Origin of the sequence: Weissella paramesenteroides ATCC 33313, assembly GCF_000160575.1 — a bacterium.
Classification (GTDB): Bacteria; Bacillota; Bacilli; order Lactobacillales; family Lactobacillaceae; genus Weissella; species Weissella paramesenteroides.
Genome location: NZ_GG697128.1, coordinates 435,204 through 447,454, shown reverse-complemented (window position 1 = coordinate 447,454; position 12,251 = coordinate 435,204). Strand labels below are relative to the sequence as shown.

Annotated in this window: 11 protein-coding genes; all 11 read left to right on the top strand. The window is 40.1% G+C overall.

What is annotated here, in order from left to right; translation table 11 throughout:
* Nucleotides 1-21: 21 nt before the first annotated feature.
* On the top strand, nt 22-489 hold the full coding sequence (locus HMPREF0877_RS02050) for a PH domain-containing protein (RefSeq protein ID WP_002827511.1): 468 nt from the start codon (nt 22-24) through the stop codon (nt 487-489).
* On the top strand, nt 479-1,924 hold the full coding sequence (locus HMPREF0877_RS02045) for a PH domain-containing protein (RefSeq protein WP_040760287.1): 1,446 nt from the start codon (nt 479-481) through the stop codon (nt 1,922-1,924). Before HMPREF0877_RS02050 ends, HMPREF0877_RS02045 begins: the two co-directional genes overlap by 11 nt.
* Nucleotides 1,925-2,015: 91 nt before the next feature.
* A complete protein-coding gene (locus HMPREF0877_RS02040; RefSeq protein WP_002827508.1) occupies nt 2,016-2,573 on the top strand; it encodes a LemA family protein in 558 nt (185 codons plus the stop codon).
* On the top strand, nt 2,555-4,309 hold the full coding sequence (locus tag HMPREF0877_RS02035) for a DUF2207 family protein (protein ID WP_002827507.1): 1,755 nt from the start codon (nt 2,555-2,557) through the stop codon (nt 4,307-4,309). Before HMPREF0877_RS02040 ends, HMPREF0877_RS02035 begins: the two co-directional genes overlap by 19 nt.
* 178 nt (nt 4,310-4,487) lie before the next feature.
* Nucleotides 4,488-5,990, top strand: a complete 1,503-nt coding sequence (locus HMPREF0877_RS02030) for a gluconate:H+ symporter (RefSeq protein WP_002827506.1) — start codon at nt 4,488-4,490, stop codon at nt 5,988-5,990.
* Nucleotides 5,991-6,221: 231 nt separating this feature from the next.
* The gene (gene yfmF / locus HMPREF0877_RS02025; RefSeq protein ID WP_002827505.1) at nt 6,222-7,487 is read left to right on the top strand and encodes an EF-P 5-aminopentanol modification-associated protein YfmF; all 1,266 of its coding nucleotides are present in this window, start codon (nt 6,222-6,224) and stop codon (nt 7,485-7,487) included.
* Nucleotides 7,477-8,766: an EF-P 5-aminopentanol modification-associated protein YfmH gene (gene yfmH, locus HMPREF0877_RS02020; RefSeq protein ID WP_138075718.1), complete on the top strand. Its 1,290-nt coding sequence runs from the start codon at nt 7,477-7,479 to the stop codon at nt 8,764-8,766. The genes yfmF and yfmH overlap by 11 nt, the downstream gene beginning before the upstream one ends.
* A 61-nt stretch (nt 8,767-8,827) precedes the next feature.
* On the top strand, nt 8,828-9,778 hold the full coding sequence (locus tag HMPREF0877_RS02015) for a helix-turn-helix domain-containing protein (protein WP_002827503.1): 951 nt from the start codon (nt 8,828-8,830) through the stop codon (nt 9,776-9,778).
* Between the two features lie 21 nt (nt 9,779-9,799).
* Nucleotides 9,800-10,384, top strand: coding sequence for a CDP-diacylglycerol--glycerol-3-phosphate 3-phosphatidyltransferase (gene pgsA, locus HMPREF0877_RS02010; protein ID WP_002827501.1), 585 nt, complete (start codon nt 9,800-9,802; stop codon nt 10,382-10,384).
* Between the two features lie 142 nt (nt 10,385-10,526).
* Entirely contained in the window at nt 10,527-11,000 is a 474-nt protein-coding gene (locus HMPREF0877_RS02005) for a nicotinamide-nucleotide amidohydrolase family protein (RefSeq protein WP_002827499.1), read from the top strand.
* An 87-nt stretch (nt 11,001-11,087) separates the two neighbouring features.
* Nucleotides 11,088-12,233, top strand: coding sequence for a recombinase RecA (recA, locus tag HMPREF0877_RS02000; protein WP_040760284.1), 1,146 nt, complete (start codon nt 11,088-11,090; stop codon nt 12,231-12,233).
* The last annotated feature ends 18 nt before the right edge of the window (nt 12,234-12,251 follow it).

Sequence of the window (12,251 nt, the reverse complement as noted above, 5' to 3'; positions counted from 1 at the left end):
AGGGATGGATATTTCTATAAAATGGGACAACAATTACCTGAAAAGATTAAAACAGTTTGGCGTTTGCAAGCGGCGGTTAATTTATTAATTACGGTCGGTATCGTAATAGGTGTCGTCGTATGTCATTATTTTTTTGCATGGCCAGTATGGTTGATATGGGTGGTAGCCGCTATTGGTGTGATTTTTTCGAGCGTAGAATTTAGCTTGATTCCGTACCGTTATCAATTTTGGCGGTATCAGATTTCGGGTCACGATGTTGAAATTACCACTGGCTTTTTCGTTCGTCAAACAACAGCGGTACCAATTTTACGAATTCAAGATGTTACCCTGTCAGCTGGTCCGTTGCTACAACTGAATAAATTACAATCCGTTAAGATTCATACGGCAGCAGCTGTCCATGAAATCGGTGGTGTCGATTTAGCAACGGCGACGCAATTAAAAAATCAAATTATGGATTTAGCAAAGGAAGAGGATGTTTATGACAGTTAAAGCAAAACACCTTCATCCATTAGCGTTAGTCATTTTTTTGGTTGAAGAAGTGAAGACTTGGTGGGTTTTATTGTTATTAGGTGTGGCTAATCAATTATGGTGGTGGTTAGTGGCAGCTGTTTGTGTGGGTGTTTTTTTTATAGTCAGTCGTTATGCCACGCTAACTTATACTATTTCAGCCGATGAAATTATGATTAAGCAAGGTTTATTCAACAAACAACAACTTCACTTAACTTATCCAAAGATTCAAACGTTTCAGACAAAACAATGGTTTTTTATGAAACCTTTCCAGTTGGTTAGTTTAAAAATCGAAACATCTGCACATGTTGATAATCAAGCAGATGCTAGTTTGCCGATTATTTCTTTAAAAGAAGTGCACGAACTGGAACAATTAAAACAGAATGCTCGTTCAGAAATAAACGATCAACCGATGTCACCGACGAATGCTGTGCATCGTGATGATGAAGTGAAACAGCAGTATCAAATTAAGTGGCGCGATTTAAATCTATATGCGGTGACTTCATTTAGTATGGTGCCAATCTTATTGGGAATAAGTGTTGTTTATAATCGGCTAGATGATATTCTACCAAAACACTATCTCACCCAATTGGTTAGTCGGTTTAGTCAGCAGACAGAAACAGTGATTATTTTTGACATTGTGTTTGTCATATTGCTAGCGGTTGTCATTTCCTATTTGTTGATTATTCAACGATACTATCATTTTAAAATTGTGCAACATGGTACGCAGTTAACAACAAATAAGGGCTTTTTTCAAACTAGTCGAGTGACCGTCCGCCTCAATCGCATTCAAAGTGTTGTCTATATCCAATCTTGGTTACGACAATTATTACATTTAACAACAGTTCAAGCATTGGTTGCTGCGAATGCTTCTGATGATGAAAAAAGTGGCGGTGTAGTTATTATGCCCGTCGTACAATCAAAAGACGTGCAACAGCAAATGCACGCTTTTATCGATTGGTTACCAATACAAGATGTTACAGGCAAATCAAGATGGCGAGCTAACGCGCGTGGCCGTTGGGCCTTGATTCGTAATCGTTTATTAATTGCGGCGCTAATTTGTGTACCGATTTGCGTTTTTCTGCGTCCGTTTGGTTTATTGTCCCTGATTGTATTGCCAGTAGCATGGAGCTTAGGGATTTATACGGGGAAAAAGACAGAAATTGGTGTCACTGGCGAGAAAATTTTGGTGGCTCAGGTTGGTCGTTTGTTTGGTAAAAAACGCTATTATATGCCTAAGAAAAATATCCAAGCAATGCAATTGTCCCAAAGTATTTTGATGCGGCAGACAGGACTTGTTCATTTGGTAATTCGTCTGCGAAGCGGCAATACTGAGTTATCAATTAAAATTCGTTACTTGCCAGAGCAAGATGCCAAAGCAGTTTATGCTTGGTATCGCCAAGCGTACTTGCAATGAGAGGTTATGCAATGATTTTTAGTTCATTTTATGTTATAAAGTACGTAGAAGTATCTCGATAATCTAACAAAATAGAACAGGAGAGATTGATATGGTATGGGGAATTATTATTGGTGTCGTAATCGTTATTATTGTTGTTTGGTTAATTGCTATTTACAATCAATTAGTTAGACTCCGTGAGAATGTACGTAATGCCATGGGGCAAATTGCCGCACAAATTGAAAGCCGTTGGGATGCGCTAACCAATTTGATGCAAGCAACAGAAAAATATCAAACATATGAAAGTCAAACGTTTGAGAAGATTGTTAATGCTCGTCAAAACGTTTCAGAACGGTCAGATGTTGCTGATGTTAATGCGGATGAACAACAATTCAATCGGGTATTAGGTGTTGTTAATGCCTTAGCTGAGCAATATCCAGATTTAAAAGCCAGTCATGTTTATCAACAAACAATGACGGCGGTCGATGAATTTGAGAACAAGGTCCGTTTGTCACGAATGGTTTATAACGATTCAGTGACCAAGTTAAATCGGTCAATCCAAGTCTTTCCTAACTTTATGATTGCTGGGTCGATGGGCTTTAATCAGGAAAAGTATTTCGAAAATACGCCAGGAAAACAGGAGATGCCACAATGGGAAAAATCAGAGTAAAGCCACTCTGGTTACTATTTCTGGCATGTATTGCCTCGTTTGTCATGCTAGGAAATGGCCAGAGTATTTCGGCTGAACAAACAGTTAATCGCATGAATATTGATGTTGTTTTGAATGATCAAGGAACGGCAACAATCACTGAAAATTGGTCAGTAACCGCTGATGAAGGTAGTGAAATTTATAAAGTTGTGAAATTGGTTGGTCCACAAGCACTGTCAAATTATCAGGTCAGTATGGATGGCCGTCCGTTTAATCGACAGCTAAACTGGCAGACGGATGACAATCGTAAACAGAAGGCGTACAAATTTGGTCAGCATGGCAATGAGTTAAATTGGGGAATTACCAAATATGGTACGCACCAATACACGATTCGCTATCAAATTAGTAACTTTGTTGAGCAAACAGCCACAAAGCAAATGATTGCTTGGCAATTTTTGAACAGTGATGTGGCCATTTCACCAAAGCATTTGAAAGTGACGCTCCATGATCCTAATCATCAGTTTTCGGTGAAGAATGGTTATGGTGTTTGGGGCTTTGGTTTTGCAGGAAAAACAGCCTTTGACAAGGGCCAAGTGATGATGCAAAGTACTAAGGATTTGTCGGAGGACAATTATGTTAAGATGATTGTTCAAATTCCTCGACACACGTATGGTACGTTGTATACAACATCACGATCATTTGATTCATATATGAAAGAAGCCTTTAAAGGCAGCGACTATAATTATCAAGATTATAAAAATGGTGAAACTGTAAAAAATGACCAAGGTCGTCGGTTAGCGATAATTGTCGTGACCATCGTTATTTTGTCAGTCCTTGGTGGTGGCATTTGGGTAACCCTTTGGTATCGAAACTATCGTCGCTATTATCCAACGATTCGTACGCTACAGAAACAAACAAAAGGGGAGTATTATCGCGAAGTACCAACTGGTAGTATTTATAATGTCTATCTGCTATTTAGTGCGATGCTATCTAATGTAGCAACAAATAATTTTTTGTCAGTGGGATTGTTACAATTGATACGTGATCAATACCTGACGATACAGACAAAAGATGGTGAAAAGAAACCCAATAAGAAGAAAATAACGTTTGTGTTGTCTGATAAGGCACTTGCCGAGGACACACCTGAACCAATTCAAAAGTTGCATCAATTACTTCAAAATGCGGCAACAGATGGTGTGGTTACGCAAAAAGCATTTGGGCAGTATTTAAGTAAACATAGCAAGAAACTTGAAACGCTAACCAAGGCTTTTCGTGATTACAGTCAACAATATGGGGAGGCAAATGACCTTTTCTTCTCTGAAGATTCAAAACGTGTAAAAACAGGGGACCGTAAACGTGACCGTGCAAATCGTGCGGCATCATGGCTTCAAGGTTTCCAAAAAAAACCGGCAGCCACAGCGGTTGATCTGGACTTAGCACGGCTAAAGAATTACTTGCAAGAATTTACCTTACTAGATGAACGAACGCCACAAGAAGTTGGGCTATGGGATGATCTGATGTTAGCAGCTGCCGCCTTTGGTATTGCTGAAGAGGTCGCCGAGCAATTGACGATTGCTTATCCAGGGTATGAAGCAGAAAGTGCTTACTATTATGGCTCACTTTATCCATTCTTTGCTGTCCAACACTTTAGCAGTGGGGCAATGTCTACGGCTACAAGTACTGGTAGTGGTGGTGGGACGAGCTTTTCTGGTGGTGGTAGCTTCGGTGGTGGCTCCGGTGGGGGTGGCTTCCGATAAGTCGTGAAGATAATATATATGTGTGTACCAAGTTTGGGACAGCAATTGTTGTCTCAAACTTTTTTTGTGTCTTGCCCGGTTGTAAAAAGTTAGTGAAAGGGTGTACAATAATCAAGTTGAGCAATCGCTTACACGGTTGTAAGTGAAATTATTTTTTGATTGTAGAGGTTAGTATATTATGTTTACAATGCTAACAGGATTATCAATTGACAAGTCTACAGGACTATATCAATGGTTGCTAAGCGATTTTAACGTTTGGCCATTTTTGATTTTAGTGCTTGGGATTGCCTTGTTGCTATTTTTCATCCTGAAGTTAAATGTTAATACCTTCGTGGCATTAATCATTACATCAATTCTAGTTGCCCTTGGATTGGGTATGAATCCAGCAGGAATTGCCGGTGCGCTAAAAGATGGTATCGGTGGTACCATGGGCGAGCTGATTATTGTGTTTGGCTTTGGATCAATGATCGGACGTTTAGTTTCTGATGCTGGTGGTTCGTATCGTATTGCCACAACGCTGATCAACAAGTTTGGTAAGAAGCGTTTGCAGTGGGCAGTTGCCGGTGCGTCATTCATCATTGGTATCTCATTGCTATTCGAAGTTGGTCTGGTTGTTTTGATTCCAATTGTGTTTACAATTGCACTTGAAGCTGAAGTACCTTTGCTTTACTTGGGTATTCCAATGGCTGCCGCTTTGTCAGCAGCACAAGGTTTCTTGCCACCACAGCCATCACCTACCGCAGTGACAAACATCTTGGGGGCTAACATTGGTATCGTCTTGATGTACGGTATTGTTGTTGCCATTATTGCGATGATCGTTGCGGGACCATTGTTCACGCGTGTGATCAAAAAAATTGAGCCAAAAGCATTTAAGATTACTAAGAAGTTAGATGCGATTGGTGAAGTTAAGACATTTAAGCTAGAAGACACGCCATCATTTGGTTTGGCAATTTTCACTTCATTGATGCCAGTTATCTTCATGCTTATCTCAACGATTTACACGCTATCAGTGAACGCTGGTAAGCAAGTGTACTCAGGTACGATTGGTGATGCAGCTTGGAAGGCCATGTCACATGCAACCCAAAAAGGTTACATTACAGATCCATCTGTCTTAGATAAAATTATTGCGATGCTTGGAAACCCAGTGATTGCGATGGTCATTGCGATGGCCTTCGCTATCTGGTCAATGGGTCCAAAGCAAAAGCGTACGATGAGTGAAGTGGGTGACTCAATGGGTAATGCCTTGAAGTCAATTGCCAACTTGTTGATGGTTATTGCTGGTGGTGCAGCTTTCAAGGGAATCTTGACTGCTGGTGGTATCTCTGATGCGATTGCTGCTGCTTTCTCACACACATCATTGTCACCAATTATTTTTGCTTGGATCATTGCATTGATTTTGCGTGTTTCAGTTGGTTCAGCAACAGTTGCTGGTTTAACCACAGCCGGAATTGTTGCACCATTAGTTGCCAGTCAAACAGCTGTTAACCCAGCCTTTGTTGTGCTAGCAATTGGTGCCGGTTCGCTAGGTGTTTCACACGTTAATGATGCTGGTTTCTGGATGTTCAAGGAGTTCTTCGATTTGGACGTACCACAAACTTTGAAGATTTGGACGGTGCTAGAGACATTGATTTCTGTTGTTGGTTTGATCGTTATTTTGATTTTGTCAGCACTCTTTTCATAAAGTATAAATTTCAATAAGAAACTGGGATGGAATATTTCTGTCCCAGTTTTTATTTGTTTTAATATGGTAATTGCCTGATCGCATAACTATTTAAAATCTATTAACACTATTTGGAAAGAGTGGTAAGTCGTCAGTTGAAAGGTTATACTTAAAAGCAATTGCTAATTTTAAGCACATATTTTAAATGAAAGTGAAAATACAAGCGATATTTTCATCAGAGAAGGTACAGTTGTGGTAACAAAAGAAATTCAAACGGGTGTGTTTGTCCATGTTTTACCAACAAAACAATTTGCGACAACTCACATCGCGGTTAATTTTACGCAACAATTAAATCGACAAACACTCAATGGTCGTGTTCTAGCAAGTAATATGTTAGAAACAGCCTCAGCAAAATATTCCTCACAAACTAAATTTGCACAAGCATTGAGTGAGATGACAGGGGCGGCTTTCGGTACTGAAGTTTTCAAAGTTGGTCAATTACATACCGTTCGCCTGCAATTAAATTTAGTTCATGAACGTTTTACAACTGCTGGCAGTCATATTCTGAACGATGGTTTTGATTTTTTAAATGAAGTAATCAATCATCCAATTGGGGATGAAATAGCGGGTTTTGCATCAGTTATTTTTAACCGACAAAAAGAAATGGCGCTAGATGAAGTCGCTGGCTTACGTGAAGACAAACCATATTATGCGTTACGGGAAGCCTTGCAAGCCTATTTTGGTGCTTCAGACCAGGCACTACCAGCGTTTGGGACAATTGATGGTCTGGAAGCCACCACGGCACAACAGGCATGGCAAGCTTGGCAAGATAGTATTGCCCACGATCGTATTGATATTGTGGTAGTGGGGGATGTTGATTTCAATAAAGTGATTGCGGCAACCACTCAGTTTAACTTTGCACCACGCCAGCAATTGTTACAGGCAACTTATCATCAGGATTTGTTGCCACAAGTTAAACAGGTCAAATCACAGGATGAAGTGACCCAAGCACGATTAGTTTTGGGCTATTCATTAATGTCAAATAGTGGTGAACGGTTTATTGCTAATGTATTTAATGGTCTTTTTGGTGGTCTGGCAATTTCAAGGTTGTTCTTAAATATTCGCGAGTCAGCCGGTCTTGTCTATGGTATCTCGTCAGATTACAATCCATACACTGGCTTGTTGTTGGTAGAAGCTGGGGTTGATCAAATCAATTTAGCAATCACGATAACTAAAATTAATGAAGAATTACAGCATCTGCAACAGACATTGGTGTCTGAAGAAGAGTTAGCCATTGTTAAGCAATTATTGAAAACGTCATATACGATGACATTAGATCAACCGCTTTATTTGGCCGATCGTTTGTACAATCAGCAAGTTTTGCACCAAGAGTTAACTGACGACGCATGGTTGGCTAAAATCGATGCAGTGACGGCTGAGCAGGTGCAAGCTTTAGCGCAACGAGCAGTTTTGCAATTACAGTATGAAATGGTTGGAGGAGACGCAAATGTTGACTAAATCGCAGAATTTTTTTCCAGCGGAAAAGCATGTCACATTGGATAATGGGTTGCGTGTTCATTTACTACCTCGACCAGATTTTCATCAAGTGGTGGGGATGGTGACAGTCGACTATGGTGCGCGTGATCGTCTATTCATGAATCATGGGCAGCTTGTATCACAACCTGCTGGTGTCGCCCATTTTGTGGAACATCGTTTATTTGCACAACCAGATTATGATGCTTTCTCCCGATTGAGTGAATTAGGGGCAAATGCCAATGCGTTTACCACTCAGACACGCACAAGCTACTATGTTTCTACAGCGGTTGGTAATCAAGCAGCCTTACAGGAATTATTAACATTCACACAAGAACCATATTTTGACTTAGAGACTGTGCAACGGGAACAAGATATCATCACGCAAGAAATTGATATGTATGAGGATGATATTAACTCGAGATTATATCGGCTGATTTTGACACGTTTATATCCAGGAGATCCGTTGGGACAAGACATTGCAGGAACAGCAACTTCTGTCCATCAAATTACGCCAGAACAACTTCATTTGGCATTTTCAGCGTTTTATCAACCAGATAATATGGACGTTGTAATTACTGGTTCGTTTGATGAGCAGGAAATGCTAGCTTTGGTTAAAAATTCACCTGCAGGACAACGTGCAGCAACGAAATCAGTTGTTAAATTGATACCAGAACTTGAGCCAGTTATCACAACACCGTTAGAAGTATCGTTAAACGTCGTTCGCAATAAAGTGGTGTTAGGGCAGCGCTGGGAAATCGACTTCAACAAGCTTTCGCGCCGTGATATTTTACGCGTGACGATTATTGGTAGCCTAGCAATCGATTTAATCTTTGGTGAATTTTCACCAGCTTATATGGATTGGTATAATGATGGTTTGATTGATGATAACTTTAGTGCAGAATTTGATGCAGAACGTAATTTTGCATACTTAACAATTGCTGCTGAAACGGCAGATCCTGAACTTGTGATTGCAGAAGTTTCAAAAATGCTTACTGACTTGCCAGCACAGGTCAATCAGCTTAAGGATAGTTTTCATTTAGTGAAAAACGATGCACTCAGTCGCTTGATCAATAAGTTAAATCAATTAGAGGAAATTGCCATTCGATTTGAAGGACAAACTTTTGATGAGGCCACACTACAAGACGAAATTGCCATTTTACAAGCATTAACAGTCAATGATATGATGACGGTGTTAACTGAGACAACAGTTAGTTCAGTAGCAAGTGTAATCGCTCGTTCTGATATGTCGGAATTATGTTAAAATGAAATAGAATGCAATTATATTTATTATGCTAAATTTTAAAAGTTAGGATGAGAGATTTATGAATGAGGAACGCAATAGCGCCATCGGACAAGAGCTCCAACAAGCTCGACTTGATAAGGGTCTATCACTTGATGATATTCAACAATCAACGAAAATTCAAAAACGCTACTTAGCGGCGATTGAAAGTGGCCAATTTGATCAATTACCAGGTGCTTTTTATGAACGTGCGTTTGTACGTCAATATGCAACTGCAGTTGGCCTAGATGCCGTTGCCTTCATGCAAAAATATGAAAATGAAGACACCGAAACAGTTGCGCCTGATTTAAGTGCGGCTCGTGTCGATGCTGATAATGTGACCCGTGCAGGGATGCACCAAACTGAAGAAACAGTTGCTGATAAGACACGTAGTATGATGCCTAAAATTATTATTGGTGTCGTCATCGTTGCAATTATCGCGATTATTTGGGTAGTGGTCTCATCATTTGCTGGTTCAGCCAAGCAAGAATCAAAGAACCAATCAACGGTATCAGTGACCACATCGCAAGTGGCTAGCAAAAAAGCCTCTTCAAAGAAGTCTGCGACATCAACGACTGCTTCAAGTGAGTCAAAGTCGTCATCGGCAAGTAGCTCAAGCAAGGCATCATCAAAGTCATCTTCTGAAAAGAAAACAGCCAAGGCTGATAAAGTTGACTTAGGACAAGGTACAGTTAGTGGTACGACCGTTACTTATAACTCAGTGAAAGCTCCTAACAAGACAATGAAGATGCAATTGAAGGCTGAGAATGGTTCTTCATGGATGCAAGTTAGTGATGCAGCGGGTACTGTATTATGGAATGGTACAGTGGCAGATGGTAAGACACAAGAAGTTGATATTCCAACAACAGCTACTGGTGTATCAGTTTCAATTGGAAATGCCTTGGCAACTAAGGTGTCACTAAATAATAAAGCAGTTGATTTACAGTCAAGTAATGCAAGTGTTTGGCACTTGGGTATGACCTTTACACGATAAGAATGTAGGAGCAGATAAAAAATGAATTTACCTAATAAACTAACTGTGTTTCGTATGATTTTGATTCCAGTGTTTATGTTAGTATTGTCTCTTTCACCAGATTGGGGAACTTTGGCAGTTGGTGGTGCAACACTACCAGTCACGCACTTAGTTGCCGCAATTATATTTATTGGGGCTTCGTTAACTGATCTTGCAGATGGTAAAATCGCCCGTAAACACCACCTGGTGACAAACTTTGGTAAATTTGCGGATCCACTAGCTGATAAGTTGTTAGTTATGACCGCTTTGATTTACTTTGTTCAATTTGACTGGGTACCAGGTTGGATGGTCGCAATTATTGTTATCCGTGAATTAGCCATTACTGGTTTGCGTACATTGATTGTGGAAAATAACGGTAAGGTATTGGCAGCCGCTATGCCTGGAAAGATTAAGACAGCTTCACAAATGGTGTCAATTTCTTTCTTCCTACTACATGATATTTTCTTTGCCATGATCAATGTACCATTTGCGATGATTATGATGTGGATTGCATTAATTGCAACGATTTACTCAGGAATTGATTACTTCTACAAGAATCGTGATGTGTTCTCTGATGGGTTTAAGTAGAGAGCGTTCCAAAATTAAAGGCTTATAATCAATAAATCTTTAACACAAAAAGGCTGGCACATTTTCTTTTGTGTCAGCCTTTTAAAATAAAAAACACTTATACAATAGTTTGCCTCTTTATTAATAAGGAAGGAGAATCGTCATGCAACAACAGCAGGTTGGTCAAAGTTTAATTGCCCGTCATCAAACGATTACATCGGCTGAATCTTTAACAGCTGGATTGTTTGTGGCAACCTTAGCAGAAGTTAGTGGAATATCAGCGGTGTTACCTGGCGCCTTTGTCACCTATGCAGCGGCAGCAAAAACGAAATTAGTGGGTGTACCAGCAGAATTAATTACGACATATGGTGTTGTATCTGATCAAGTAGCACGGGCAATGGCTCGTGGGGCCCAAGAAAAATTAGCAACTGATTGGGCGATTAGTTTCACTGGTGTTGCTGGTCCTGATGCTTTAGAAGGTCATCCAGCAGGAACGGTTTATATTGGTGTTGCCACCCCATCAGGCAAAACATTGGCCCAGCGATATCAGTTTCAAGGTGATCGACAAGCTGTTCGTGAAGCAAGTGTTGCAGCGGGGTTTGATTGGTTAGCAGTTTTATTGTCGGAAGAATCTTAATTTTGTCAGATGTGTTGAAAAAAAGTGTTGATTAGGTTACACTAGAACTGCGTTAAGTTAAAGTTAATGAGTGGAGGCCCAAATATTATGGCTACAGGAAAGAATATTAATCCAAACAAAAAACTAGAAGGTAAAATTACTGATCCAAAAGAACGTCAAACAGCATTGAACGACGCTTTGAAGAAGATCGAAAAGTCTTTCGGTAAGGGATCTGTTATGAAGCTTGGGGACAGCCGGTTTACCAAGGTTGAATCGACGCCAACAGGTTCATTGAAGCTAGACGTTGCGCTAGGAATTGGTGGTTATCCAAAGGGACGTGTCATTGAAATATACGGACCTGAATCATCTGGAAAGACGACCTTAGCTTTACATGCCGTTGCGGAAGCTCAAAAAAATGGTGGTATTGTTGCCTATATTGATGCCGAAAATGCCATGGATGTTGAATATGCTAAAGCATTAGGTGTTGATGTTGATGAACTATTATTGTCACAGCCAGATACTGGTGAGCAGGGATTAGCTATTGCTGATGCCTTGATTGCTTCTGGTGCTATTGATATGGTAGTTATCGATTCTGTCGCTGCTTTGACACCAAAGGCAGAAATTGATGGTGAAATTGGTGATTCATCAGTTGGTTTGCAAGCACGTATGATGTCACAAGCCTTGCGTAAAATGTCGGGGGCAATTTTAAAGACAGGAACAACAGCAATCTTTATCAATCAATTACGTGAAAAGATTGGTGTGATGTTTGGTAACCCTGAGACAACACCTGGTGGACGTGCTTTGAAGTTCTATTCATCAGTACGTTTGGATGTTCGCCGTAAAGGTGGCATTGATGCCACAAAGGCAGATGGTGATAATATCAAATCTGTTGGTAACTTGACCCGTATTAAGGTTGTTAAGAATAAGGTTGCTGCACCATTCCGTGAAGTTGAAGTTGAAATCCTCTTCGGAAAGGGAATTTCAAAGACTGGTGAAATGATTGATTTAGCTGCTGATAAAGAAATCATCATTAAAGCAGGTTCATGGTTCTCTTACAAGGGTGAAAAGATTGGTCAAGGAAAGGTCAATGTTATTCGCTGGTTAGAGGAACCAGAACACAAAGCAATCTACGATGAGATTTATGATCAGGTTCGGATGGCTTACATTGGTAGTCATGACGGTTCAGCTGATGCACCGGAGGCTGCCCAAGATGAAGCTACTGATGAAATACCATTGGATATTGAAGATAATTAATTTATAATTAGTAGACGA

Excerpts from the sequence above, each read along its gene's own strand:
- HMPREF0877_RS02005 (WP_002827499.1), top strand. The coding sequence starts at position 10,527 with ATGCAACAACAGCAGGTTGGTCAAAGTTTAATTGCCCGTCATCAAACG.
- HMPREF0877_RS02045 (WP_040760287.1), top strand. The coding sequence starts at position 479 with ATGACAGTTAAAGCAAAACACCTTCATCCATTAGCGTTAGTCATTTTT.
- HMPREF0877_RS02040 (WP_002827508.1), top strand. The coding sequence starts at position 2,016 with ATGGTATGGGGAATTATTATTGGTGTCGTAATCGTTATTATTGTTGTT.
- HMPREF0877_RS02015 (WP_002827503.1), top strand. The coding sequence starts at position 8,828 with ATGAATGAGGAACGCAATAGCGCCATCGGACAAGAGCTCCAACAAGCT.
- pgsA (WP_002827501.1), top strand. The coding sequence starts at position 9,800 with ATGAATTTACCTAATAAACTAACTGTGTTTCGTATGATTTTGATTCCA.
- HMPREF0877_RS02050 (WP_002827511.1), top strand. The coding sequence starts at position 22 with ATGGGACAACAATTACCTGAAAAGATTAAAACAGTTTGGCGTTTGCAA.
- HMPREF0877_RS02030 (WP_002827506.1), top strand. The coding sequence starts at position 4,488 with ATGTTTACAATGCTAACAGGATTATCAATTGACAAGTCTACAGGACTA.
- yfmH (WP_138075718.1), top strand. The coding sequence starts at position 7,477 with ATGTTGACTAAATCGCAGAATTTTTTTCCAGCGGAAAAGCATGTCACA.
- recA (WP_040760284.1), top strand. The coding sequence starts at position 11,088 with ATGGCTACAGGAAAGAATATTAATCCAAACAAAAAACTAGAAGGTAAA.
- HMPREF0877_RS02035 (WP_002827507.1), top strand. The coding sequence starts at position 2,555 with ATGGGAAAAATCAGAGTAAAGCCACTCTGGTTACTATTTCTGGCATGT.